This is a genomic window from Streptomyces sp. MS191, assembly GCF_008042125.1.
Lineage (GTDB): Bacteria > Actinomycetota > Actinomycetes > Streptomycetales > Streptomycetaceae > Streptomyces.
The window spans coordinates 189938-215628 of record NZ_RDBI01000065.1 but is presented as its reverse complement, the minus strand read 5'-3'; the positions used below and the strand labels follow the sequence as shown (position 1 = coordinate 215628).

Genomic DNA, 25691 nt, shown 5'->3' with positions numbered 1-25691 from the left:
ACACAGTTCGGGGCGCTGGCGGCGGGGGTCCCAGGCGCCGAACTCGTCGCGCAGCGAGAAGACGCGTTCCTTGGCGCGGGCCTTCTCCTCGTCGCGCCGGCCGCCGCCGAAGACGGCGTCGTAACGGCCGGTGGTGATCGCGTCGAGGAGGGGGACGGTCTGGAGCGGGTTGCGGGTGCCGTCGGGGCGTTCGCGCAGCCGGCCGTCGTCGATGAAGTCCTGTACGGAGGCGACGTGCAGGCGCAGGCCGTGCGCGGCGACCACGCGGTCGCGGTAGGCGAGGACCTCGGGGAAGTTGTGCCCGGTGTCCACGTGCAGCAGGGAGAAGGGCAGCGGGGCGGGGGCGAAGGCCTTCAGCGCCAGGTGCAGCATGACGATGGAGTCCTTGCCGCCGGAGAAGAGGATCACCGGCCGCTCGAACTCGCCCGCGACCTCACGGAAGATGTGCACCGCCTCGGACTCCAGCGCCTCCAGATGGCCGAGTGCGTACGCCCCGGTCGTCGTGTCGTGGGCGGCGGCCGGCTCGGTCGCGAAGGTCGTCATGCGAGATCCCTTTCCGTCAGGAGGTCGTGCAGGCGGGCCGTCGACTCCCACACGGTCTGCCGCTGGGACTCGATCCGCAGATCGGGGTCCGCCGGCACCTCGTACGGGTCGTCGACGCCGGTGAGACCGCTGATCTCGCCCGCGGCCTGCCTGGCGTACAGCCCCTTCACGTCGCGCGCCGAGCACACGTCCACCGGAGTGGCCACGTGCACCTCCAGGTACGGGGTGGACGAGGCGCGATGGCTGTCGCGGACCGCGTCGCGCGCGGCCGCGTACGGGGCGATCACCGGGACGAGGACGAGGAGGCCGTTGCGCGCCAGCACCTCGGCGACCATGCCGATCCGCCGGACGTTGGTGTCGCGGTCCTCGCGGGAGAACCCGAGACCGGCCGAGAGGAAGGTGCGGCACCGGTCGCCGTCCAGGATCTCGACCCGGCGCCCCTCCTCGCGCAGCCGGCGGGCCAGGGCCTCGGCGATCGTCGTCTTGCCGGCGCTCGGCAGGCCCGTGAGCCAGACCGTCGCGCCCGGGCGGCAGGTGCAGACCGGGGCGGGACCGCCCGCCGGGGGCGCCGACCGGCCGGGGGCCGGGGGTGCCGCGGGTCCGGCGGGGCTGAACACTGTCGTGGTTGTCATCCGTCTGTTCCCGCTCCTTCGGGGTGGAGAGTCAGCCGGTCCTTCGTGGCGGTGGCCACGGCGGCCCGGCCCGACGGCCAGGCGAGGGTTCCGCCCTCGCGCCAGAGGTCCGTCTGGTCGTCGTAGTGGGCGTGGAAGGCGTGGCCCGAGGCGCCGGTGAGATTGATCCAGCGCGAGGCGTCGAAGTCGGCGAAGTCGATGACCATCCGCATCGAGGGCACCCAGTTCACCTCGTAGCCCTGCGAGGCGTCCCAGCCGGTCGCGTCGACCGTGGCGGAACCGCCGCCCACCTCCAGCGGCTCGTGGTTCAGCAGCCACTGGACGGGCGCCGGGCCGCCGGTGCCGATCGTCTCGTTGCGCAGGGTCAGCGTGTGCAGGGCGCCCCAGCGCCAGGCGCGCGGGTCGTCGCCGAGCCGGCCCGAGAGCTCCGCGGCCGCATCGTCCAGGGCGGCCCTCAGCACGTCGTCACGGGTACGCAGACCCCGCGGATCGCGGGAGTTGCTCCACCACGGGTCGTCGGGGCGGGCCGCCAGCCGGCGGACGATCTCGTACCAGAGGCCGCCGCCGTCGACGTGCAGCTGGGCGCGGTTGCCCGCGAGCTCGTCGTGGAAGGTCAGCCTGAGCAGGTTGCTCCAGACCGCGTTGAAGTACGCGGCGGGCGCCGAGTCGGCGCCCTGGCCGAAGTCCCAGCCGCGCAGCAGGTCCTGCGCGGCCCGCGCGTCCTTGCCGGGCGTGACCGCGAGGAGCAGGGGCGTGAGGGTCGCGGCGTTGCCGTTGTAGGTGTCGAGCTGGATCCGCTGCATCGCGGCCGCGTCCAGCTTCCCGCCCTTCTCGATCAGCTCGGCGATGCGCTCGCTGCGGTAGCCGTCGCCCCAGTTCCGGGTGAGCGGGTAGGGGTAGGACGGGCCGACCGCGGCGTTGTTCGCCGTGACGATGTAGCCCGACGCGGGGTCGAACGAGCGGGGCAGGCGGTCGAAGGGGACGAAGCCCTTCCAGTCGTACTCGCCGGTCCAGCCGGGGACGGGCCAGCGGCCCTCGCCCTTGGCCCGTACCGGGATCCGGCCGGGTGCCTGGTAGCCGATGTGGCCGCGGCGGTCGGCGTAGACGAGGTTCTGGGCGGGGGAGGAGAACAGGGCCGCGCCCGCGCGGAACGACGCCCAGTCCTTGGCGGCGTCGAGCCGGAAGACGGCGTCCATGGTCCGGCCGGGGTCGAGCGCGCTCCACCGCATGGCCACGGCGTACTCGGTGCCGCCGGCCCGGTCGACGCCCGGCGCGCGGCCGTCGGTGGCGATCGCCTTCGCCTTGGGGAAGGCGTCGGAGATCAGCGGGCCGTGCCGGGTGGAGCGGACGGTGATGGTCCGGCTGTCGCCGCCGGCGACCCGGATGACCTCCTTCCGCGTCTCCAGCGGCAGGGTGCGGTCCCGGTGGCGGTACGAGGAGGCGCCGTCGAGCTTCTCCACGAACAGGTCGGTGTCGGCGGGCGCCAGATTGGTGACACCCCAGCCGATGTCCGCGTTGTGCCCGACGATGACGCCCGGCATGCCGGAGAAGCCGAAGCCCGAGACGTCGTAGGGGCAGGAGGCGGTGACCGCGGTGCAGTGCAGTCCGACCTGGTACCAGACGCCCGGCATGGAGGGCGACAGGTGCGGGTCGTTGGCGAGGAGCGGCTTGCCGGAGACGGTACGACTGCCGGACACCACCCAGGAGTTGGACCCGATACCGGAGCCGCGCGGTCCGAGCACGCGGTCGACGCCGTCCAGCGCGTCCGAGGCGAGGCCGAGCGGGCTCGCCGACGTGGCCGCGAGTCCGTCGCCCGCCGCGGCGGGGGTGACCGCCGTGCCGGTGGCGGCCCGTCCGTCCGGCGTCGCGGCGGCCGGGACGGTGCCCTGGCTGCTCGCGCCGTCGGTGACGATCGGCCGCCAGCGGGCGAAGTCGTACTCCGGGAAGAGGGAGTCGACCTGGGCGTCGGTGAGGGTGACGGCCAGCAGGGAGTGCCTGACCTGGTCGGAGAGGGTCGCGTTCAGGTTCCAGGCGAGCGCCTTCAGCCACGACACCGAGTCGGCCGGGCTCCAGGGCTCCGGCGTGTAGGACAGGCCGCCCAGCGAGAGCAGCGGGTACTCGACGGAGAGGTCGGCGCCCCGGTGGTCCGCGAGATAGGCGTTCACCCCCGCCGCGTACGCGTCGAGGTGGGACCGGGTCGACGGTTCGAGCAGGGCCAGCTCGCGCTCGGCGACCCGCCGCCAGCCCATGGTGCGGATGAGCGAGTCCGTCTCCACCTGGCTCTCGCCGAAGAGTTCGGCGAGCCGCCCGGAGGTGATGTGCCGGCGCACGTCCATCTCCCAGAACCGGTCCTGGGCGTGCACGAAGCCCTGCGCCAGGAACAGGTCGTGGGCGTTGCCGGCGTAGATCTGCGGGATGCCCGCGGCGTCCCTGGCCACCGTCACCCGGCCCTGGAGTCCCGGCACCGCGAGCTCGCCGGCCACGGTCGGGAAGGAGGCGCGCACCGTGCGGGTCGCCGTCAGGCCGGCCGCGCAGACGGTCACCACGAGCAGGACGGCCAGGCACCACGCCGTCACCCGCAGCCGGCGCCACCAGCGGGAGCGGCGGCGCGGCGGGGCCTCCGGGGCTGCCGGGTCAGGGGGGTCCGCCGCCGGTTCCGCGCCCGGTGAGCCGGGCAGGGTCGGCGGCTCCATCACTTCGCTCATCTCGTCGTTTCCCATGCTCGGCGGAACTCTCCGCACCGAAGGTCGCAGGGGTGCCGTCCGGCCGTAAGCCAGGGAATCTCCTGACAGAGGGCCGTGGTCCGTCCCGCCGCCGGCCGGTCCGCGACGCGCTCCCGGCGGACCGACAGCGAACGGATAGCGGATCGAGAGCCGATGGACAGCGGTCGCCTGTTGCCTGGGCGCACCAGGACGGCGAGGGCCCGTCCGGACACGGAGGCGGACATGCCGGTGACGGCGCTCTGGGCGGCACCACGATCGCGTTCGACCGCGTTCTTCCGGTCGATGCTGCAGTACGGCGAACTCACCGCGCTGCACGAGCCGTTCTGCAACGTGGCCGATTTCGGGGAGACCGAGGTGGCCGGGCGGGTGGTCCGCTCCGAGCGGGAACTCATCGACGCCGTCGTGGAACTGGCGAAGGACCGGGAGGTGTTCTTCAAGGACACCACCGACCACCGCTACGCGCAGGTCCTGGAGGACCGGCGCTTCCTGGCCGGGACCCGGCACACCTTCCTCCTCCGCAGGCCGGAGGAGATCGCGGCCTCGTTCTACGCCCTCCAGCCCGACATGACGGTCTCCGACATCGGCATCGAGGGCCTGTACGAGGTCTACCGGGCGGTCCTGGACGCGGGCGGCCCGCCGCCCGTGGTCGTCGACTCGGACGACCTGGTGAACCGGCCCGCGCAGACCATGGCGGCGTACTGCGCGGCCCTCGGCCTCCCCTACCGCGAGGAGGCGCTCAACTGGAGCGCGAGCAAGCGCGAGGAGTGGCAGCGGACCGACCGCTGGCACGTGGCGGTCAGCAACAGCACGGGCTTCTCCAAGAGCCGTTCCAGCTACCGGCACACGGTCGCGAACACCCCGCTGCTCGCCGAGTTCGCCGCCCACCACCAGCCGTTCTACGAGCTGTTGCGCGCGGTGCGGCTCCCGGTCGGCGAGCCGGCCCGGGTCGAGGAGGCCGCGCCGGCCGTGTGACGGCCCGCTCACCCGCCGCCCGCCCCGGCAGGCCGCCCGCCCCGGCCGGGGGCGGGCGCTGTGGTCCGCCGGCCGCCGTCAGACGGCCGCGAGGGCCCGCCGGTCGACCTTGCCGTTGCGGGTCAGCGGGATCTCGTCGAGGACGACGACGCGGCCCGGCACCATGTAGAGGGGCAGCACCTCGCCCAGATACGCCTGGACCGCGGCGGTGCCGGGCACGTCCGGACCGGTCACGTACGCGACCAGGACGGGCTCCGAGCCCTCCTCGGACGGGCGGTGCAGGTCCACCACCGCGTCCTTGACGCCCGGATGCGACAGCAGGACCTCCTCGACCTCGCCCGGCTCGATCCGGTGGCCGTGCAGCTTGATCTGGGTGTCGATACGGCCGGCGAACTCCAGGCCCGTGCCGTCGGGCATCCACCGCACCAGGTCACCCGTGCGGTACAGCCGCTCGCCGTGGGCGCCGAAGGGGTCGGGCACGAACTTCAGGGCCGTCAGCCCCGGCCGGTCGAGGTAGCCGCGGACCACCCCGGCGCCGCCCATGAGCAGCTCGCCGTACTCGCCCGCCGGCACCGGCTCGCCGTCCGGCGAGACCACGAGGGCCCGGAGGTTCGGCATCGCCTCGCCGATCAGCGGCTTGGGAACGCCCGCCGCCGGATCGTGGCGCTGCTCGGTGCAGGCCACCGTGACCTCGGTCGGACCGTACTGGTTGTTCACGATCCGCTCCGGCGAGGACCAGCGGTCCGCCTGGAAGCGGCTCAGCTGCTCACCGCCCACGTTCAGCACCCGCAGCGCGGGCAGGTCGGCGGGGTCGAGCAACGGCAGGATCGCCGTGGTGAACGAGACCACCGACACGCCCTCGGAGCTCATCAGCGCCGTCAGCGCGCGGGGGTCGAGCAGCGTCAGCGCCGAACCCTGCACGAGGGTCGCGCCGTTGGTGAGCGCCCCGAAGACCTCCAGGACGTGCACGTCGAAGCAGGGGTTGGTGAACTGGAGCCAACGGTCGCCGGGACCGATCGTGAACTGGCGCGCCATGTGGGCGGTGAGGTTCACCGCCCCGCGGTGCGGCACCAGCGTCCCCTTCGGCCGTCCCGTCGAGCCGGAGGTGTAGATCACGTACGCCAGCTGGTCCTGACGGGCCGGCAGCCCCGGGTCGACGTCCGGCAGCGCCGCCAGCATGTCCGCCGTGTACGGGTCGTCCAGGCAGACGACCGCGGCCTCGTCGGGCACCCGCGCGGCCAGCGCCGTCGAGGTGACGACCAGCTCGCAGCCGGCGTCCCGCAGGAGGTAGCCGAGCCGGTCGGCCGGCTGCTCCGGGTCCATCGGCAGGTACGCGCCGCCGGCCTTCAGCACCGCGAGCATCGCGAGCGGCAGGTGCGGGCCGCGCTCCATGAGCACCCCGACCACCGACTCGCGCCCCACGCCGAGCCGGCGCAGGTGGGCGGCGAGCCGGTTGGCACGGCCGTCGAGTTCGGCGTAGGTCCAGGTGGCGCCCTCGAAGCGGAGGGCCGGCGCGTCGGGGGTGCGCGCCGCCCACCGCGCCACGCGCTCGTGCAGGCAGGGCAGCGCGTGCAGATCCTCGGGGCCGCCCGGGTCGGTCAGGTGCTCCGGGCCGGTCGGGTCCGCCAGGGGGGCGGGTTCGGTCAGGTCGGTCGCTTCGGTCGTCGGCATCGTCTTTCCACTTCTGGTCGGTTGTCCCCTCGCCGCCGGTCGGCCCTCGGCCGGCGGGCCGTACGTTCCGCCCGCCTCAGCCGGCCAGCAGCGCGTCCACGTCCTCGTCGCTGAGGTCGCCGATCTCCTGGGCGAGCAGGGCGACCGCCGCCACGTCCACGCCCTGTTCCTCACCGGCCGCCGCCACGACGGCCGCCTGCCGCTCCACGTCGGTCGCCTCGAAGACGGCCCGCAGCGGGATCTCGACGCCGAGGATGTCGCCGATCAGCGCGGCGATCCGGGTCGCGGCGAGCGAGTAGCCGCCGAGTTCGAAGAAGTCGTCCGTGACCCCGATCCGCTCGATGTTGAGGACGCTGCCCCACACCTCGGCGAGCAGGCTCTCCAGCGGGTTCCGGGGCGCGACGAAGGAGCCCTGGAGTTCGGGGCGGGCGCTGCCCACGGCCGGCAGCGCCGACCGGTCGGCCTTGCCGCTGACCGCGAGCGGCAGCCGGTCGAGGGCGACGAAGTGGGCGGGGACCATGTGCTCGGGCAGGGTGCGGCGCAGTCGGGCGCGCAGCTCGGAGACGGTCACGGTCGCGCCGTCGGCGGGCACGTAGTACGCGGCCAGCGTCGTCTCGCCGGTCTCCCGCACGGGGTTGACCACCGCCTCCGCGACACCGGGGCAGGCGGCGAGCGCCGACTCGATCTCGCCCAGCTCGATGCGGAAGCCCCGCACCTTGACCTGGTCGTCGATGCGGCCCAGGTAGTCGAGCAGTCCGCCGGCGGTCCACCGGGCCAGGTCGCCGGTGCGGTACATGCGCTCGCCGGGGCCGCCGAACGGGTCGGGGAGGAACTTCTCGGCGGTCAGGCCCGGCCGCCGGTGGTAGCCGCGGGCGAGCCCGACGCCCGCCACGTACAGTTCGCCCGCCACGCCGACGGGCACCGGACGCAGCCGTCCGTCGAGCACGTACGCGCGGGCGCGGGACATCGGCCGCCCGATCGACACCGCGCCGGGGCCGATCCGGTCGCCGGGCGCCACCCGGAGGGCGACACAGCCGACGGTGGCCTCGGTCGGCCCGTACTCGTTGACGACGGCCGCCCCCGGGAAGCGCGTCCGCCACTGGTCGAGGACCTCGCCGATCAGCGCCTCACCGCCGATCACCAGGTCCTGGGACGGCGAGAACTCCTCCGGCAGAGCCTGGACCAGCGGCAGGTGACTCGGGGTGATCTTGAGCAGGTCGAGCCGGCCCTCACCGCCGGGCAGGCGGTCGCGCAGACCGTCCAGTTCGCCGACGAGGATGCGGCCGCCGACGGTGAGCGGGCCGAGCAGGGTCGTCACCGAGAGGTCGACCGAGACGGGGGAGTGGAGCAGGGAGGAGCCGGCCAGCCCCGGGTAGTCGTGGCGGCAGGCGTCCAGGTAGTCCGCGAGGGCGCGGTGCCCGATGAGGACGCCCTTCGGACGGCCGGTCGATCCCGAGGTGTAGATCGCGTACGCCAGGTTCCCGGCCCGCAGCGGTGCGGCGCGGTCGGCGTCCGTCGGGTCGTGGTCCGGGTACCCGGCGAGCGCCGCCCGGACGTCGTCGGCGTCGAGGACGATCCGGGGAGTGCCGCCGGTGAGCGCCGCCGGCACGTCCCCGGTGGTGACCACGACGGAGGGGTCGGAGTCGGCGAGCAGGTAGGCGATCCGGTGGGCGGGCAGCGCCGGGTCCACCGGGACGTAGGCGGCGCCCGTCTTGAGGACGGCGAGTACGGCGGCCACGAGTCCGGCGGACCGCGGAAGCATCAGCGCGACCATCCGCTCGGGTCCCGCGCCGCGGTCGATCAGCAGCCGGGCCAGCCGGTTGGCCTCGGCGTTGAGCTGCCCGTAGGTGAGGGTCCCGGCGTCGGAGACGACCGCCGGAGCGTCGGGGGCGGCGGCCGCCCGCGCCTCGATCAGCGCGGGGGCGAGCGCGGCCGGCCCCTCGGTGCCGGTGTCGTTCCACTCCGTCACCAGGCGGTGCTCGTCCTCGGGACGCAGCAGCGGAAGACCCCCGACGGGCTCCTCGGGGCGGTCGACGGCGGCGGCCAGCAGTGTCGCGTACTGCGTCCACATCCGCTCGACCGTCGACGCGTCGAAGAGGTCCGTGCTGTAGTCGACGACGCCCTCGAAGCGGCCGTCCGCCTCCCACAACTGGACGTTGAGGTCGAGATGGGTCGCCTTGCGGCGCACCGGGACGGACGTCAGGGACAGGCCGCCGACGGAGACCGCGGGCATGGGCGCGTTCTGCACCAGGAACATCACCTGGGCGAGCGGCTGATGGCTCAGGTCCCGCTTGGGGGCCAGGTCCTCCACCAGCCGGTCGAACGGCAGGTCCTGGTGCTCGACTCCGTCCAGGACGGTACGGCCGACCCGCGTCGCCAGTTCGGCGAACGTGGGGTCGTCCGCGAGGGAGGTCCGGAACAGCAGGACGTTGATGAAGCAGCCGATCAGGCCCTCCACCTGCGGGGTGCGGTTGGCGACACCGCTGCTGACGGTGATGTCCTCGCCGCCCGTCCAGCGGCCCAGGGCCGTCTGGAAGGCGGCGAGCAGCGCGGCGAACGGGGTGACGCCCAGCGCCCGTGCCGCGCGGGTGACGGCCGCCGAGGTCTCCGGACCGAGCCGCACGGGCAGCGTGGCGCCCCGGTACGACTGGACCGGCGGACGCGGCCGGTCGACGGGCAGTTCGAGCACCGGGGGCGCCCCGCGCAGCTGCTCGCGCCAGTAGCCGAGCAGCTCCTCGGTACGGACCTCGTCCAGCTGCTCCTGCTGCCAGGCGGTGTAGTCGACGTACTGGACCTCGGGAGCCGGCAGCGCGGCCTCCTCGCCGGAGCGGTGCGCCGCGTACAGCCGGGCCAGCTCCCCGACGAAGATCCCGCAGGACCAGGAGTCGGAGATCAGGTGGTGCAGGGTGACGGCCAGGACGTGGTCGTCGTCGGCGAGCCGGAGCAGCTCGACCCGGAGCAGGCGGCCCGTCAGGTCGAAGGGCCGCGCCGCGCCCTCGGCGATCAGCGAGGACAGCGCGTCCTCGTCCGTGGCGGCCGGATCGCCGGTGAGGTCGCGGACGGTGACCTCCACGTGCGGGTCGTCCTCGACGACCTGGCCGAGCACCCCGTCGACCGTGCGGAAGACCGTGCGCAGCGACTCGTGACGGCGCGTCACCTCCTGGATCGACGCGGTGAGCGCCGGGGTGTCCAGGGTGCCGCGCAGCCGGACCGCGAAGGGGACGTGATAGGCCGAGCCGCCCGGATACAGCTGCTCGATGATCATGATGCGTTGCTGGGCGGGCGTGGCGGGGAAGACCAGCGGTGCGCTGGGTTCCGCGACGGCGGACAGGGTCGGGTTCATCTGCTTCGTCTCCACGGGATGCGTCATGAGCCGCTCTGCCGGCTCAGCTGGCGTGCGGCGCGCAGGGCCCGCAGCGTGTCCTTCCCGCCGCCCGGCGCGGCGAGGGTGACCGCCCGGGTGCGGTCGATCGGCCGGATGCGGCTCGCGGACGGTCCGTCGCCGAGGGCGTCCACCGTCGCCGCGAGGTGCTCCAGGGTGGGGTTCTCGAACATCACCCGGAGCGGCAGCTGCGCCCCGAGCGACTCGTGCACCCGTACCGCGAAGCGCGACATCAGCAGCGAGTGGGCGCCGTGGTCGAACAGGTTGTCCGTCCGCCCGATCACCGCCCCTTCCAGCAGCTCGCCGAGGATCACGGCGAGTGCGCGCTCGGTCGCGGTGGCCGGCCCCGTCGGGGCGCCGCCCGTCGGCAGGGCCGGGGCGCGCAGCGCCGCCCGGTCGACCTTGCCGCTGGTGTTCAGCGGGAAGTCGTCCACCCACACGAAGCGGGTGGGAACCATATAGCCGGGCAACACCTCGGCCAGGGCGCGGCGCAGGTCGCCGGCCGCGGCCCGCTCGTCGAAGCCGCCTCCGCCCGCCGGCGCGTCCCGCCGGACGTACGCCACCAGCGTCGCGGGCCCGTCCGGATCCGGGCGGTGCGCCACCGCCACACCCATCCGCACCGACGGCAGCGAACCGAGAGCGGCGTCGATCTCGCCCAGCTCGATCCGGTGCCCGTTGACCTTCACCTGGTTGTCGATCCGGCCCAGCAGCTCGATCCGGCCGTCGGCGGTGAGCTTCGCCAGGTCACCGGTGCGGTAGAGCCGGCCGCCCGGGGTGTCGCCGTACGGGTCGGGGACGAACACCGAGGCCGTGAGGCCGGGACGGCCCAGATAGCCGCGGGCCAGACCGTCGCCGCCGATCATCAGCTCGCCCGCGACACCGGCCGGGACCGGCTCCAGGCGCTCGTCGAGCACGTACACGCGGGTGTTCGCGACGGGGCCGCCGATCGGCGTGGCGCCCTGGGGCGGCTCGGCCACCTCGGCCGCGGTCGACCAGACGGTCGTCTCCGTCGGGCCGTACAGGTTCCACAGCGAGCGGCAGCCGCGGTCGAGCAACTGCCTTGCCAGCCCCGGCGGGAGCGCCTCGCCGCCGCTGAGGACGGCGGTGCCCGGTGCCCCGCGCCAGCCCGCGTCGCAGAGCATCCGCCAGGTGGCCGGGGTCGCCTGCATCAGCGCGAACGCGCCGCTGTCGAGCCGCATCCGCAGCTGCTCGCCGCTGCCCGCGACGGTCCTCGGCACGAGGTGCGCGCAGCCGCCGGTGGTCAGCGGAAGGTAGATCTCGAGCCCGGAGATGTCGAAGGAGAAGGTGGTCACCGCGAGCAGCCGGTCTCCCGCGGCGGGGCCGAGCAGGGCGGCCATGCCGCTGAGGAAGTTGGCGAGGGCGCCGTGCGGGATGTGCACGCCCTTGGGGCGGCCCGTCGAGCCCGAGGTGTAGAGCACGTACGCCGCCTGCGCCGGGCGCACCGTGACCGCGGGCGGGGTGCCCGGCTCCTCCGCCAGTTCCGGGCCGAGCTCGTCCAGCAGCAGCCGTCGCCCGATCCCGGCGTCGGCGGTGACGGCGGCGAGCGCGGAGTCGGTGACGAGGGTGCGGGCACCGCTGTCGGCGAGCAGGTAGGCGATCCGCTCGGCCGGCAGGTGCGGATCGACGGGGAGGTAGGTGCCGCCGGCCCGCAGCACCGCGAGCATGGCGACGACCATCTCCCGGGCGTGCGGGAGGTGCACCGCGACGACGTCCTCGGGCCGCAGGCCGCGGGCCAGAAGCAGCCGGGCCAGCCGGTTGACGGCCTCGTCCAGCTCCCGGTACGTCAGGGTCGGCACCGTGACGGCCCGGGCCGCGTCCGGCGGGCCGCCGAGCGGGTACTCGACGTCGTCGTACGCGAGCGCGGGGGCGTCGGGCGTCAGGGCGGCCCGGGCGGCCACCCGCTCGTGCACCGGCACTCCGGTGGTGTCCGGGACCCGGGTGTCGTTGAGGGCGTGGAGCAGGGTGTGCCGCTCCCGGGTGCCGAGCAGCGGCAGCAGGCCGGACGGCAGGCCGGGGTCGCCCGCCACCGCGTCGAGGAGCACCGTCAGGCGTTCCACCAGCCGGTCGGCCGTCCCGGCGTCGAAGAGGTCGCGGTCGAACTGGAGCATGCCGGCCAGGACGCCGTCCACGTCGGCGAAGGTCAGCTGGAGGTCGAGCTGGGCGTCCGGCGGGTCCAGCGGCACGGGCCGCAGTTCCGGGCCGCCCAGGTCGAACCGGGCCGCCGGATCCCCGAGCACGAAGCCGGCCAGCGGCCCGCCCTGCAGGGTGAACAGCGCCTGCACCAGAGGGGAGCGGCTCGGGTCGCGCGGCACCCGGCTGCGCTCCACGAGCAGCGACAGCGGCAGCCCCGCGTGGCGCAGCGCCGCGGGCACCCCGCGGGCCGCCCGGCGCAGCAGCCCGGTGAAGGGCTCGGCCGGATCGATGTCCGCCCGCAGCACGGCCGTGTTGAGGAAGGGGCCGACGGTGTCGGCGAAGTGCGCCTGCTCGCGGCCGTGCACGGGCGAGCCGACCAGCACGGTCCGCTGCCCGCTGATCCGCGACAGGAGCAGCTGGTAGGCGCTCAGCAGCACGGTGTAGAGCGTGGTTCCCTCGGCGTGCGCGAGTTCCGCCAGGCGCGCCGAGGTGGCGGCCGACAGCCGGAAGCGGCGCACGCCGCCCCTGCCCCGCTGCTCCGGCGGCCGCCCGTGGTCGGCCGGGAGCTCCAGAACGGTGGGCGCGTCCGTCAGCTCGCGCCGCCAGAACTCCCACAGCCGCTCGCCCTCGGGCCCGTCGAGCAGCTCCGACTGGCGGCCCGCCGCCGCGGTGAAGCCCGGCACCGCCGCGGGCAGCGGTTCCGTCCCTCCGGTCTCCGCCCGGTAGTGCAGCCCGAGTTCCCGCAGCAGGACCTCCAGCGACCAGAGGTCCGCGACCATGTGGTGGGCGGCCACGACCAGGCGGTGCTCGCGGGGGCCGCACTCCAGCAGCGCCACCCGCAGCAGCGGCCCGGAGGCCAGATCGAAGGGACGGTACGCGTGCGCCGCGAGCTCGGCCCGCAGCCGCTCCTCGGACCAGCCCGTCGCGTCGGTCTCGGTGAACTCCGGGGGCAGCTCGGCGTGCACCCGCTGCACGGGGCCGTCGCCGACGGAGGGGAAGGTGGTGCGCAGCGCCGGATGCCTGCGGACCACGGCCTCCAGCGCCCGGCGCAGCGCGGCCGCGTCCAGGTCCCCGGCGAGGGCGCAGGCGGTGGACAGATGGTAGGCGCTGCTGTCCGGACGGACCTGGTGCAGGAACCACATGGCCCGCTGGCCGTGGGACAGCTCGCCGTCGCCGGGCGGTGTGTCCGTCGCCGGCGCGTCCGCCGCGCTTCCGGCACCCGCGACGAGCGCCGCCGCCAGCTCCCCGATCCCGAGCGAGAAGGCGTCCTCGGCGGTCAGCTCCACCCGGAACGCCCGCTGCAGCCGGTGCTGGAGACGGACCGTGTCCAGCGAGTCCAGACCGGCCTCGGCGGCCGGCAGGTCCAGCGGAACCTGCTCGGCGGGGATGCGCAGCAGCTCCGCGACACACGCCCGTACGTAGGCGACCACGCCGGCCGAGTCGGTCGGCGCCGGCACCGCGAGCGCGTCGGCGGCGTCCACGGACGGTCGCGCCGGCTCGTCGCTGTGGCTGCCGACGACGAGCAGCGAGCCGTCGAGGTGGGCGGCCCGGCAGGCGTGCCGGGCGACCTTGCCGCTGGAGGTGCGGGGCAGGGACGCCGTACGGATCAGCACGACGGAGTGCGGGCGGACCTCGTGCCGCTCCGCGATCCGCGCCTGGATCGCGCGGGCCAGCGCGTCCGGGTCCTCCACCCCGTGCCCGTGGATCAGCTCCTGCACGACCACGAGCTGTTCGGTGGCGTCGGGGCCGGTGACGGAGAAGGCCGCGGCGCCGCCCGGACGCAGCGCGGGGGAGACCCCCTCGGCCGTCAGTTCGATGTCCTGCGGGTAGTGGTTGCGGCCGCGGACGATGATCAGGTCCTTGCGGCGGCCGGTCACGTACAGCTCGCCGCCGTCGAGGAAGCCCAGGTCGCCGGTGCGCAGGAAGGCGGTGCCGTCCCCGCCGTCGATCCGCGCCCCGAAGGTGTCGGCGACGGCGTCCGTGCGGTTCCAGTAGCCGCGGGCGACACTCGGCCCCGCCACCCAGATCTCGCCGATCCCGCCCGGGGCGACCGCCCCGCGTGTCACGGGATCGACGATCTCCAGCCGCTGCTCGGGCGGCAGCACGCCCGAGGCGGCGAGTTCGCCGACCGCTCCGGAACCGTCCGGCGCCTCGGCGGTGCGGAAGCCCGTACGCGCCGGCCCGCCGGTGACCAGTAGCGACGCCTCCGCCAGGCCGTAGCAGGGCAGCATGGCGTCGGCGCGGAAGCCGGAGACGGCGAAGGCGTCGGCGAAGCGCCGCAGCGAGCCCGGCCGGACCGGCTCGGCGCCGTTGAACGCCACGCGCCAGGACGACAGGTCCAGGGCGGCCCGCTCCTCCTCGGTGGTCCGCTCGACCGCCAGGTCGTAGGCGAAGTTGGGCCCGCCGGTGACGGTCGCCCGCTCCTCGCTCACCACGGTCAGCCAGCGCAGCGGATCACGGGCGAACGTGCTCGGCGCCATCAGGGACATCGTGCCCCCGGCGCGGACGGTGCCCATGACCGAGCCGATCAGCCCCATGTCGTGGTACATCGGCAGCCACGACACCCCGCGCATCCCGGTGTCCAGCTCGAAGACCCGGCCGATCATCGCCGTGTTGGCCAGCAGGTTGCCGTGGCTGAGGACGACCCCGCGCGGGGTCGAGGTGGAGCCGGAGGTGTACTGCAGGAACGCGACGGCGTCCTCGTCGAGCGCGGGCGGCCGCCAGTCCGGCGCGTCGTCCGGCGTCATCGAGTCCGTGGCCACCAGACGCAGCGCCGGTACCCCGTCGTCCCCGGCGAGCCGCGGCGCGAGCCGGCCCCGGATCACCTCGGTGGTGAGCGCCGTGTCCGCGCCGCTGTCCCGCACGATCGCCGCCAGCCGTTCGACGGAGCGGGGGTGCCGGCTCGGCGGGTAGGCGGGGACGGCGACGACGCCCGCGTACAGGCAGCCGAAGAACGTGCTCACGTAGTCGAGGCCCGCGGGGAACAGCAGCACCGCGGTGCGCCCCGAGAGCCCCAGCGCCGTCAGCCGCGCCCCGATCGTCCGCGCCCGCTGGTCGAGACCGGCGTAGTCGATCTCCTCGGCCGGTCCGGGCTCCTCCGCATGGAAGCGGAAGGCCGTCGCGTGCGGCCGGGTCCGCGCCGCACCGGAAAGTACGTCTCGCCAGTTCATGGGTAACGACCTCACCTCGATCACAGCGGTGCCTACGGTCCTCACCCTGGCCCAGCGCGGCCCCACGGCGAGATCGGTACTTTCCCCGACTGCCCGTGGGGCGGCCGGGCGGCGAGAGTCCGTCAGGGTGCCCGGTCCCCGGTCTCCCGCTGCCGGACGAGACCCGTGGAAGGTGACCATGACGACGACCGAACCGATCGGCGCGGCCGAGGGAGGCGTCCGGACACCCGAACGCCATCCGCTGCGCACCAGCCGGGACTACCGGGCCCTGTGGGCGGGGGACCTGGTCTCCCAGTTCGGGTCGAAGATCACCGAGTTCGTGCTGCCGCTGCTCGTGGTGACGACCCTGGAGGCGAGCGGGGTGCAGGTGGGGCTGCTCCAGACGCTCTACATGGCGCCGTTCTTCCTGCTGCCGCTCTTCGCGGGGGTCTGGCTGGAGCGCAGGGCGGGCCGGCCCGTGATGATCGCCGCGGACCTCGCACGGTTCGTCCTCGTCCTGGGCGTGCCCGTGCTGGCCCTGCTGGACATCCTCGCGCTGTGGCACGTGTACGTCATCGCGCTGGTCGGCGGGGCACTGACGATCGTGTACGACATCGCCGCCACGTCCTACCTGCCCCGACTGCTCCCGGAGCGGCAGCTCCCGGCGGCCAACAGCCTGGTGACGGTCAACCAGGCACTCGGCGGAACGGGCGGACCGGGGCTCGCCGGCTGGCTGACCGGCCTCTTCGGACCGGCCGCCACGCTCGTCTTCGACGCCCTGTCCTACCTCGCCTCGGCCAGCGCGCTGATGCTGATCCGGCACCGCGAGAAGACGGTCCCGCGACCGGCCGACCGCGACCTGCGCGGTGAACTCGCCGAAGGGCTCCGCTCGGTGCTCGGCAGCGCGCCCATCCGCGCCGTGGCCGTGCACGCCGGCATCTACAACGCCGGCATCGCCCTGGTGAACCTGGCGTTCCTGATGCGCTTCGTCCGCGAACTCGGACACGGGGGAGGCGACTTCGGCGTGGTCATGGTGTCCGGCGGCATCGGCGCGATCCTCGGCGCCCTCACGGCGCCGGCCCTGATCCGCCGGCTCGGCTTCGGCCGGGCCTTCCTCACGGTGCTGTCCTTCTCGACCACCGCGTACTTCCTGCTCACCGCCGTCGACGGCGGTGCCGGCGACCTCCTGTGGGCCGCGCTCGCCTACTTCCTGGGCACGGCCGGCGCCTCGGCCGGGAGCGTCATCGCGGTGACGATGCGGCAGCGGCTCACCCCGCCCGGGGTCTACGCCCGGATGACGGCCACCTACCGGCTGATCACCTTCGGGATGCTCACCCTGGGGACGACCACCGCCGGTGTGCTCACCGACACCGTCGGCGCCCGGATCACCCTGGCGGGCGCGCCCGTCGTGCTGCTGCTGTCCGTCCTGCCGATCTGCGGGCGTTCCGTTCGGACCCTCGGCCGGCTCCCGGACCGCGCCGCCGCCTGACCGGCCCCGGTGGTCAGCCCACCGTCACCCCGGCGGTCCGCCGCGCCCCCGCCCCGGCCCTCGCCTCGTCCTCCGTACCGGAGTCCGGGGCGGGGGCCGCCGGCACCGAGTCGAAGACGGGTATCCGGCGCACGGCGCTGAGATAGGGCGTGCCCTCGGTGTAGCCGGTGCCGCTGCGCTCGCCCAGCATCCGCACGGCCAGCCGGTAGTGCGTCTGCCGCCAGCGCCGCAGCGCCGACGCGAAGCCGGCCATGGCGCCGGTCAGCCCGTCCCGGACGTCTCCTTCGTCGCCCCGGCGCGCCCGGCACCCGCGGTAGGCGTCGTCCAGCGTCCGCTGCCCGTCGAGGACCCCGGCCCGGACCTCCGGCACCGACCGGTAGGCGTGCGAGTGCAGCCGTTCGGCGTCCGGGGTGCGGCACAGCGACTCCACGAGCTTGTAGCCGCGCGACTGGATCGCGCTGGCGCCCTCCGTGAACTGCCGGAACTCCTGGAACGCCGCCGCCTGCATGGTCGCCAGCAGCGAGAAGAGCGGCGCCGACTCCGCGAGCGCGGACTCGGCCACCCCGAGACCGCGCACCGCGCCGGCCTCGTCGTCCGCGTCCAGCGCCGCGATCGACGCCCGCAGCTGGACGACGAGCAGGGCGAACGTCGCCTCGAAGGCCTGCAGGACCCGGACGAACAGGTACTCGTCGTGCGAGACGTACACCGGGAGCATGCTCAGCCGCAGCACCTGCCGCTCGCCTTCGTCCAGGGCCCCCGAGACCGTCTCCCACAGGAGCCCGGCGGCCTCGGCCGGCTCCGCACCGGGGTCCGGGTGGTCGAGCCCGAGGCGGCGCAGCGCGGGCAGTGCCACCCGCAGGCCCAGCCGGTACCGCTTCGCCACCAGCGAGGCGTCGGGGCGCAGTTCGGGGAAGAGACCGGTGGCGCCGGCCGCCGCCTCCCGCTCGAAGCGCAGCAGGTCCGCCAGCAGCATCGCGACCAGCCGGTCCCGGTGGTCCCGCACCCGGGTCCCCGGACCGGCGTCCGGCGCCGCCAGCAGGACGAGCGCCGTGTAGGTCGGGTAGTCGTAGCGCCCGTCCCACTTGTCCAGCGCGGTGTCCAGGAAGCCGTCGAGCAGCCGGCGGCCGGGCGCCACGGACGCCTCGGGAGGCAGCTCGGCCAGCCGCTCGCGTGCCGCGGCGAGGGACGCGAGCAGGCCGTCCGCGACGAAGTGCTTGCCCACCCGGTGGAACTCCGCGAGCACCGGCCGGTAGGGGAAGGAGGCGGCCTCGGGGGCGTCGAGCCACGCGGTCAGCTCGCGCATGTGCGCAGCCCCCCGTCGGTGCCGGTCGTCGCGACGGCGGAGGTCTCGACCGCGTCGCCCATCGGCCCGGTCCGGGTCAGCTCGGTGCGGGTGTGCCACAGCTCCGGGAAGAACGTGTGGCTGATCAGCTTGGTGAGGACGCCGATCGGGATGCCCTTGGTGCCCACGACGTCGTCGCCGAGGAGCCGCAGCGCCATCTTGCAGTGCTCGATCCGCCAGAGCGAGATCCGCTCGTCCCAGCCGATCAGCGCCTCCGCGAGCCGGTGTGCCGCCGTGTCCGGCTGGGACCGGTAGACCTCCGCGAGATCGATGCCCTGCTCCGCCACGACGCGGGTGAAGGCCCGGCCGAGCAGTTCCGTGGTGCGGCGGGTGGCCTTCCAGCCGGGTGACTCGAAGCCCGAGCCGTGCCCCAGGACGGTACGGATGATCTGGAAGTCCCAGGGGGAGAGCCGGCGCATCATCTCCAGCTGGTCGGTGGCGAACCGCGCGCCGAGCGTGGCCCGTTCGAGGAGCCGGACGGCCGTGTCGAAGGCCCCGTCCTCGATCCGCCGGGTCGCCTCGGTGAGCTCGTGGCAGGCCAGCTTGAGCCAGAGCTCGGTCGACTGGTGGACGGTCTGGAAGAGCAGCTCGTCGCGGTGGATCATCTCCTCGGGGCGCCGCTGCAGGGACAGCAGCGTGTCCGTGCGCATGTAGCGGGCGTAGTCCGTGGCGCCCTCGCCCGGCAGGACGGGGACCGCGTAGTCGTCGGTGGTCGGTGCGGACACGGTGGTTCTCCTGATCAGAGGGCGGGGACGGCCGCGGGGACGGCCCCGGAGCCGACGGGCGTCATGAGTTCGCGGACGGTGTGCCGGCCGAGCATCCGGTCCAGCGGGAGTTCGAGGCCCCGGTCGCGGGCGGCCATGACGATCCGGACCGCCCGCATCGAGTTGCCGCCGAGCGCGTAGAACTCGTCGTGCACCCCGACCTCGCCGACCTCCAGGACCTCCCGCCACAGCTCGACGAGCAGGTGCTCGCCCGGCGTCCGAGGCAGGCCGCCGCCGAGGGCGACGGCCGGCTCCCGGGGCGTCTCCGGCTCCGCCACCGGTGCCTCGCGGGCGTCGGCGACCGGGCAGGGGAGCATCGACACGGGCGTGCCGGGCGCGGCGGAGGCCGCGCGCAGGACCGACAGCACCGAACGGGCGACGAGTTCGGCGGTCTCCGGGACGAACAGGTCCGCGGACAGGGAGACATGGCCGAGCAGGGCGTCGTCGGACTCGACGATGTCGGCGACCGCGTCGAAGTGCAGTGCCGTGTCGGGGAGTTCCACCGGATCGAGGCGGACGCCGGGGATCGATCCGAGGTGCACCGGGACGGCCCGCTGCACGTTGAGCAGGGTCTGCACGACCGGGAGCCGGCCGGCCCGCCGCTCCGGCTGCGCCCGCTCCACCATCAGCTCGAACGGCACGTCCGCGTGGGTGTACGCCTCCACGCAGCGGTCCCGGACCTGGGCGAGGACGGCACCGAACGACGGGTCGCCGGACAGGTCGACGCGCACCGGCAGGGTGTTGACGAAGAAGCCGACCAGCGGTTCGAGGTCGACCTCGGGTCGCCCCGCGACCGGCATGCCGACCACCACGTCCTCCTGGCGGCTCCACCGTGACAGGACCACGGCGTAGCCCGCGAGCGCCACCATCGACGCGGTGACCCCGCCCCCCGGAGCCGTCGCCCGCACCTGCCGCACCACGGGGGCCGACACCTTCACCGGGGCGGTCACCGCCGCGTACGCCCGCTCCGGCGGCTGCGGCAGATCGGCCGGCAGCCGCAGCTCCCGCACCCCGGCGAGCCGCTTCCCCCAGTGGTCCAGCTGCTCCTCCAGCGCGCCGGTCTCCACCTGCTCCCGCTGCCAGACCGCGTAGTCGGCGTACTGCAGCGGCAGTTCCTCCAGGGTGTGGTCCGTGCCGCGCAGGCACGGCTCGTACAGGGTCGTCAGCTCGCGCAGCAGGACGCCCAGGGAGAGCCCGTCGCAGACGCTGTGGTGCACCAGGGCGAGCAGGACGTGGTCGTCCTCGCCGACCCGCAGCAGGGAGCAGCGCAGCAGCGGCCCCGCGGCCAGGTCGAACGGCTCGCGGCTGAGCGTCGCGGCGAGCGCGACGGCCCCGTCGACGCCGTCCGGCACGTCCACGACGGGCAGTTCGACCGGCGCGGGGGCCAGGACCACCTGGGCGATCTCGTTGCCCTCCGGCCGCAGCACCGTGCGCAGCACCTCGTGCCGCGCGACGACCTCGGTCAGCGCCCGCTCCAGCGCGCCGGTGTCCACCGGGCCGCGCAGCCGCAGCGCCGCCCGCATCGTGTAGAGGGCGGAGCCGCGTTGGGCCTGCTCCACGAGCCAGAGCCGCTGCTGCCCGAAGGAGGCGGGCAGGGTGAAGAGTTCCTCGGTCATCTCAGGACTCCGAAGTCGAAGGGGCGGGTACGCGGTAGCGCGACCGGTCGATCCGGCGCAGCGCGGGCGCCGAGGCGGGGCGGCGGCGGGCGGTGGTCACCGCCTGGGCCATGGCCCGCACCGTCGGGGCCGTGAACAGCCGGTCGAGCGGGAGCTCGACCTCCTGCCGGGCGCGTACCCGGGCGATCAGCCGGGTGGCGAGCAGGGAGTGCCCGCCCAGGTCGAAGAAGTTGTCGGTCACGCCGACCCGCTCGACCCCGAGCACCTCCGACCACAGCGCGCACAGCTCCCGCTCCAGATCGGTGGCCGGGGCGGTGTGCGCCGCGCCGGGTTCGGCCGGCAGGGGATCGGGCAGCCGGGCGCGGTCGAGCTTGCCGTTCGGGCTGAGCGGCCATTCCGGTACGAGCACGAGGGCGGCGGGCACCATGTGCGCGGGCAGCGTCTCCCGCAGGTACGCCCGCAGGCGCTCCGCGAGTCCGGCGCCGTCGTCGGCGGTGCCGGGCGCTCCGGCGGGCCGCACGTGCCCGACCAGGACGGGGGTGCCGGAGCGGCCGGCCCGCAGCCCGACGACCGCCGAGTCGACCTCCGGCCGCGAGCGCAGCGCCGCCTCGATCTCGCCGGGCTCGATCCGCATGCCGCGCAGCTTGATCTGGTGGTCGATGCGGCCCAGGTACTGGATCGTGCCGTCGCTCCGCCACCGGCACAGGTCGCCGGTCCGGTACAGCCGGCCGCCCGGCTCGCCGAACGGGTCCGGCACGAACCGCTCCGCGGTCAGCCCCGGGCGGCGCCAGTAGCCGCGGCCGACGGCCACCCCGCCGAGCAGCAGCTCGCCGGGCACGCCGACGGGCACGGGGCGGCCCGACGCGTCGACCACGTGGACCCGGGCGCCGTCGATCGGACGGCCGATGGGCACGGAGGCGCCGTAGCCCTCCGCGCACGCGTACCAGGTCACGTCGACGGCGGCCTCGGTCGGCCCGTACAGGTTGAACAGCGCGGCCTCCGGCAACGCCGCCGCGCAGGCGTCGGCGAGCGTGGCGGGCAGTTCCTCGCCGCTGCACACGATCCGGCGCAGCGCCGTACGGGCCCGGTCCAGCCGGTCGGCGCCGAGGAAGGCCGCCAGCATCGACGGCACGAAGTGGGCGGTGGTGACACCGGCCGACTCGATCAGCGCGCACAGGTGCTCGGGGTCGCGATGGCTGCCGGGCGGGGCCAGCACGCACCGGCCCCCGACCATCAGCGGCCAGAACAGCTCCCACACGGACACGTCGAAGCCGACGGGGGTCTTCTGCAGGACCCCCTCGCCCTCGGCCAGGCCCAGGGTGCGGTGCATCCACAACAGCCGGTTGACCACCGCGCGGTGCTCGTTCATGGCGCCCTTGGGACGGCCCGTGGAGCCGGACGTGAAGATCACGTACGCCAGGTCGCCCGCGCCCGCCCCGGAGTCCGGCCGGTGGTCCGGCCGTCCGTCGATCAGGCCGGCGTCCTTCCGGTGGCAGAGCACCCGCGCCCCGGCCGCCGTCGCCGCCTCGACCAGCCCGGCCGGCACGGCCGTGGTGTCGGTGACCACCACCTCGGCCCCGGCGTCGGCGAGCATCATCTCGATGCGGGCCTGGGGGTAGTCCGCCTCGAGCGGCAGATACGCGCCGCCCGCCTTGAGCACCGCGAGGAGAGCGACCATCAGCTCGGGGGAGCGCGGCAGCGCCACGCCGACCGGCTTCCCCGGCCCCACCCCCAGCTCCCGCAGCGCCCACGCCAGTCGGTTGGCCCGGCGGTCGAGCGCGGCGTACGTCAGGGTCCGGCCCTCGAACTCCACCGCGACCAGGTCCGGGGTGCGATCCGCCTGCGCCTCGATGTGTGCGTGCACCGTCGGCTGCGAAGTGGGGACCGGCGGCACCCCGGCGCCGCTCCAGTCGGCCACGAGCCGGGTGCGGTCCTCCTCGGTGAGCACCGCGAGCGCGGACAGCGCGGTCTCCGGGTCACCGGTCTCCAGCACCAGGCGCAGGGCCGTGCCGATCCGGGCGGCGGTCTCCGCGTCGAACAGCTCGGTGCTGTACTCGATCAGCCCGTCGAAGCCGCCGTCGACGCGCGGGGTGAGGTCGACGGCCAGGTCGAACTTGGCGGTCCCGGTGTCGAGCCGTACCGGCACCATCTCCAGCTCGCCGACGACGACGGACGCGCGCGGGCGCTCGTCGCTCTGGAAGAGGTGACGGACCAGCGGGGTKCGGCCGCCCGCGTCGCGCTGCGGACGCAGCTCCTCCACGAGGTGGTCGAAGGGCAGGTCGGCGTTGCCGCGCGCGTCCAGTACCTCGTCCCGCATCCGGGTCACCAGGTCCCGCAGGCTCGGGTCTCCGGACAGGTCGATCCGCACCGGCAGCGTGTTGACGAAGAAGCCCACCAGCGAGGCGACCTCGGCCCGCCCCCGGCCCGCCACCGGCGTCCCCACCACCACGTCCCGCTGTCCGCTGAACCGGCCGAGCACGGCCGCGAAGGCGGCGATGCCCACCACGAAGGGGGTGGTGCGGCAGCTCTCCGCCAGATCGGAGATCCGGCGTCCGGCCGCGGACCCGATCCGGAAGCGGGTCTGGGCGCCGGCGAACGTCGGGGCCGCCGGGCGCGGCCGGTCGGTGGCGACCTCCACGAGGGCCGCCCCGTCGAGCCGGGACCGCCAGTGCTCCAGCTGACCGGCGGCCGCGGGGGACTCCAGCCACCGGGACTGCCACGCCGCGTGGTCGGCGTACTGCACGGGGAGTTCCGGCAGGCGCGGCTCCGTCCCCGTCGTGTACGCCCCGTACAGCTCCACCAGTTCCCCTACGAGGACCTGGAGCGACCAGCCGTCGGACACCGCGTGGTGCATCGCCAGTACGAGCAGGTGCTCTCCGCCGGTGCCGCGCAGCAGCCGGCAGCGCAGCAGCGGCCCCTCCGTCAGGTCGAAGGGCTCGGCCGCGATGCGTCCGGCGAGCGCCACGGCGGCGTCCTCGCCGGCCTCGGTGACGGCGACCAGCGGGATGGGCGTGTCCGCCGCGGGCAGCACCAGCTGCTCCACGGACCCGTCGGGACCCGGCGGGAACACGGTGCGCAGCGCCTCGTGGCGGCGGACGATCGTACCGAGCGACCGCTCCAGGGCCGCCGTGTCGAAGGGGCCGCGCAGCCAGACCCCGCAGCCGATGTTGTACACCGGGCTGCCGGGGCGCAGTTGGTCGAAGAACCACAGCCGGCGCTGACCGCCGGACAGGACGGCGGGGGCGTCGGGGTCGGGACGGGGGGTGACGTCACCGGCGGCGGGGTCTTGGCTGCCGTGCGCGTCCTCGGCGGCGCGCTCGCTCCGGCCATGCGCGTCTTCCACGACCGGGTCCTGGCCGCCCTGCGCGTCCTCGGCGGCACGCTCGCTCCGACCCTGCGCGTCTTCCACGACCGGGTCCTGGCCGCCCTGCGCGTCTTCCGCGACGGAGCCCGGCCCTTCTCCCCCGTCGCGGGCGAACCCGAGCTGCCGCGCGTTGCGAAGGAGGGCGCGGACCCGGGCGTGCGCGTACCGGACCCGGAAGAGGGGGTTCTCCTCCTGCTGCCGGAGGAGTTCGTCGCCGAGGCGGGCGGTGTCGTGAGCGGCGGCGGAGAGGATCCCCCACCGGGCGGCGTCCGCACCGAACCGGTCCAGCAGCTCGCGGGCGGTGTACGGGACGGGCAGCGGGACCACGTCGGCGACCGCGTGCCGCTCCCCCGCGCCCGGCGCCTCGCCCGGCCCGCCGGCCGGGGTGCCGTCCTCGGGCCGTGCGCCGAGCAGCACCCACGCGGGGTCGGCGGGACCCTCGCAACCGACCTCCACCCGGTACCCCTGGGAGACGAGGATCCGGCTCGCGGCGTCGGCGACGACGGCGGCCCGCAGGTCGGCGCGGTGGACCAGGCGCGCGGTCTCGCCGTGGGGCGCGCGCCACCCGTAGCGCTGACCGTCCCGCAGGATCTCGCGCACGAGGGCCTGCTGCGCGTCCTGCCGCAGGGTGAAGTTCAGGAAACCGGCGCCGGTGATGTCGACGGCCGCGAGCTCGGGGTCGCGTTCGAGGCGTTCCTTGAGGATCCCGGCGACGTCCAGGGGTCGGCGCCCGGCGGGGCGGGCCAGGGTGAGGGCGATGTTGCTGGCGTAGTCGCCGCGCCCTCCGGGCCGGGGCCGCTCGACCTTGACGCGCTTGGGCAGATCGCCCGCGTCGACCCGCAGCGCACCGTCGTCGACCGCACGGCGCACGGCGTGCAGCACGGTGAGGGAGAGGTCCGCGGGGGTCACGGGACCAGCGTAGGGGAGAAGGGGGGGCCAAAAGCGAACCGGTTTCGCCATGCGGGCACCCGGCCCTACGGGGTCTCCGAACAGGGATCCGTACGCCTGGTCTCGACCCGTCTAGATGTGCTGCCCGGGAAGGTTCCGGCTCTCCGCGCGGCCGACCCCGTGTCGGCCGTCGAGACCAGACGGCCCCTCCTGACCGTCGCGGCGCTCACGCCGGTCCCGGTGCATGAGCTGCCGCACGACGCGGACGAGCTCGGAGGGTTCGAAGGGCTTGGCGAGGAAGGCGTCGACGCCTACGGCGAAGCCGCTCTCGGTCTCGTACTGGGTGCAGGCACTGACGATCGCGACCGGCACGTGGCTGGTCCGCGGATCGGACCGCAGCCGCTCGGCGGTGCGCAGGCCGTCCAAACGAGGCATGACGACGTCCAGGGTGACGACATCAGGACAAACCTGATGAACGACATCCAGACACTCGGCACCATCGGCCGCGGTCACCACCTCGAAGCCCTCGAGCTCGAGATTGACCCTGATCAACTGCCGGATCACCCGGTTGTCATCGACAACGAGGACCCGCCCGGACACGCCTGACACACGACGAGAGTAGGTCGCCGCGCGGGGCCGCGTCCGCGTTTTGCCCACTTCCGACCCGTGAGGGGGAACGAAGCCCCGGTGACGCGACGGAAATACCTGTTCACGGGCACCGCTCCGATGCTGGTAGGGTTCTACCCGTCGCCGCCGAACGCGGCAACGCCCCCGTAGCTCAGGGGATAGAGCAACGGCCTCCGGAGCCGTGTGCGCAGGTTCGAATCCTGCCGGGGGCACTCCAGCCGAGACAGCGCGATCACGTCGCTGACCAGCTGAAGTGCCAAGCATGAAGGCCCGAACTCAGTCCCACTGAGTCCGGGCCTTTGTCGTTGCTACGCACTACCCCCGTGTGAGTGGCATGTGGGCCCACGGCCGGCACTCCGAGACCTTCGACGATCA

Annotated in this window: 13 protein-coding genes and 1 tRNA gene; 3 read left to right on the top strand and 11 right to left on the bottom strand. The window is 74.5% G+C overall.

All coding sequences use genetic code 11. The annotated features are described in order from the left end of the window. The 3 genes from cysD to EAO71_RS27825 all read right to left on the bottom strand — a co-directional run. On the bottom strand, nt 1–543 hold a 543-nt coding region (cysD, locus tag EAO71_RS27835), incomplete at its 3' end, for a sulfate adenylyltransferase subunit CysD (RefSeq protein WP_147980689.1). Next, nucleotides 540–1175, bottom strand: coding sequence for an adenylyl-sulfate kinase (gene cysC, locus EAO71_RS27830; RefSeq protein WP_147980575.1), 636 nt, complete (start codon nt 1173–1175; stop codon nt 540–542). The genes cysD and cysC, both read right to left, overlap by 4 nt. Further along, entirely contained in the window at nt 1172–3895 is a 2724-nt protein-coding gene (locus EAO71_RS27825) for a penicillin acylase family protein (protein WP_261992386.1), read from the bottom strand. The genes cysC and EAO71_RS27825 overlap by 4 nt, the downstream gene beginning before the upstream one ends. Nucleotides 3896–4120: 225 nt before the next feature. Here EAO71_RS27825 and EAO71_RS27820 point away from each other — a divergent pair, with 225 nt between their 5' ends. Continuing rightward, the gene (locus tag EAO71_RS27820) at nt 4121–4870 is read left to right on the top strand and encodes a sulfotransferase-like domain-containing protein (protein WP_147980574.1); all 750 of its coding nucleotides are present in this window, start codon (nt 4121–4123) and stop codon (nt 4868–4870) included. Nucleotides 4871–4948: 78 nt separating this feature from the next. Here EAO71_RS27820 and EAO71_RS27815 read toward each other — a convergent pair whose 3' ends face one another. The 3 genes from EAO71_RS27815 to EAO71_RS27805 form a co-directional block, all read right to left on the bottom strand. Then, nucleotides 4949–6541, bottom strand: a complete 1593-nt coding sequence (locus tag EAO71_RS27815) for an amino acid adenylation domain-containing protein (protein WP_147980573.1) — start codon at nt 6539–6541, stop codon at nt 4949–4951. 76 nt (nt 6542–6617) lie between these two features. Continuing rightward, on the bottom strand, nt 6618–9911 hold the full coding sequence (locus EAO71_RS27810; protein WP_147980572.1) for a non-ribosomal peptide synthetase: 3294 nt from the start codon (nt 9909–9911) through the stop codon (nt 6618–6620). Then, complete coding sequence (locus tag EAO71_RS27805) at nt 9908–15247, bottom strand: non-ribosomal peptide synthetase (RefSeq protein WP_187282860.1); 5340 nt, start codon at nt 15245–15247, stop codon at nt 9908–9910. Before EAO71_RS27805 ends, EAO71_RS27810 begins: the two co-directional genes overlap by 4 nt. A gap of 178 nt (nt 15248–15425) precedes the next feature. On the opposite strand from EAO71_RS27805, the gene EAO71_RS27800 reads away from it, so the two are divergent. Continuing rightward, nucleotides 15426–16715 carry an MFS transporter gene (locus tag EAO71_RS27800; protein ID WP_187282859.1) on the top strand — a complete coding sequence of 430 codons (1290 nt, stop codon included), beginning with the start codon at nt 15426–15428 and terminating at the stop codon, nt 16713–16715. Nucleotides 16716–16728: 13 nt separating this feature from the next. Here the strand turns inward: EAO71_RS27800 and EAO71_RS27795 are convergent, their stop codons facing one another. From EAO71_RS27795 to EAO71_RS27775, 5 genes are all read right to left on the bottom strand, one after another. Then, nucleotides 16729–18018 (bottom strand): tryptophan 2,3-dioxygenase, encoded by a 1290-nt coding sequence (locus EAO71_RS27795; protein WP_222723594.1) that lies wholly within the window; start codon nt 18016–18018, stop codon nt 16729–16731. Then, nucleotides 18006–18782: a tryptophan 2,3-dioxygenase family protein gene (locus EAO71_RS27790; protein ID WP_261992385.1), complete on the bottom strand. Its 777-nt coding sequence runs from the start codon at nt 18780–18782 to the stop codon at nt 18006–18008. Before EAO71_RS27790 ends, EAO71_RS27795 begins: the two co-directional genes overlap by 13 nt. A gap of 14 nt (nt 18783–18796) precedes the next feature. After that, nucleotides 18797–20437: a condensation domain-containing protein gene (locus tag EAO71_RS27785; protein ID WP_147980569.1), complete on the bottom strand. Its 1641-nt coding sequence runs from the start codon at nt 20435–20437 to the stop codon at nt 18797–18799. A gap of 1 nt (nt 20438) precedes the next feature. Next, the gene (locus EAO71_RS27780; RefSeq protein WP_187282858.1) at nt 20439–24710 is read right to left on the bottom strand and encodes a non-ribosomal peptide synthetase; all 4272 of its coding nucleotides are present in this window, start codon (nt 24708–24710) and stop codon (nt 20439–20441) included. Nucleotides 24711–24821: 111 nt separating this feature from the next. Beyond that, nucleotides 24822–25298, bottom strand: coding sequence for a response regulator (locus tag EAO71_RS27775; RefSeq protein WP_261992384.1), 477 nt, complete (start codon nt 25296–25298; stop codon nt 24822–24824). A 158-nt stretch (nt 25299–25456) separates the two neighbouring features. Between EAO71_RS27775 and EAO71_RS27770 the strand changes: the two genes are divergently transcribed. Then, nucleotides 25457–25528 (top strand) — tRNA-Arg (locus EAO71_RS27770). Nucleotides 25529–25691: the final 163 nt, after the last annotated feature.

Excerpts from the sequence above, each read along its gene's own strand:
- cysC (WP_147980575.1), bottom strand. The coding sequence starts at position 1,175 with ATGACAACCACGACAGTGTTCAGCCCCGCCGGACCCGCGGCACCCCCG.
- EAO71_RS27825 (WP_261992386.1), bottom strand. The coding sequence starts at position 3,895 with ATGGGAAACGACGAGATGAGCGAAGTGATGGAGCCGCCGACCCTGCCC.
- EAO71_RS27820 (WP_147980574.1), top strand. The coding sequence starts at position 4,121 with ATGCCGGTGACGGCGCTCTGGGCGGCACCACGATCGCGTTCGACCGCG.
- EAO71_RS27815 (WP_147980573.1), bottom strand. The coding sequence starts at position 6,541 with ATGCCGACGACCGAAGCGACCGACCTGACCGAACCCGCCCCCCTGGCG.
- EAO71_RS27810 (WP_147980572.1), bottom strand. The coding sequence starts at position 9,911 with ATGACGCATCCCGTGGAGACGAAGCAGATGAACCCGACCCTGTCCGCC.
- EAO71_RS27805 (WP_187282860.1), bottom strand. The coding sequence starts at position 15,247 with ATGAACTGGCGAGACGTACTTTCCGGTGCGGCGCGGACCCGGCCGCAC.
- EAO71_RS27800 (WP_187282859.1), top strand. The coding sequence starts at position 15,426 with ATGACGACGACCGAACCGATCGGCGCGGCCGAGGGAGGCGTCCGGACA.
- EAO71_RS27795 (WP_222723594.1), bottom strand. The coding sequence starts at position 18,018 with ATGCGCGAGCTGACCGCGTGGCTCGACGCCCCCGAGGCCGCCTCCTTC.
- EAO71_RS27785 (WP_147980569.1), bottom strand. The coding sequence starts at position 20,437 with ATGACCGAGGAACTCTTCACCCTGCCCGCCTCCTTCGGGCAGCAGCGG.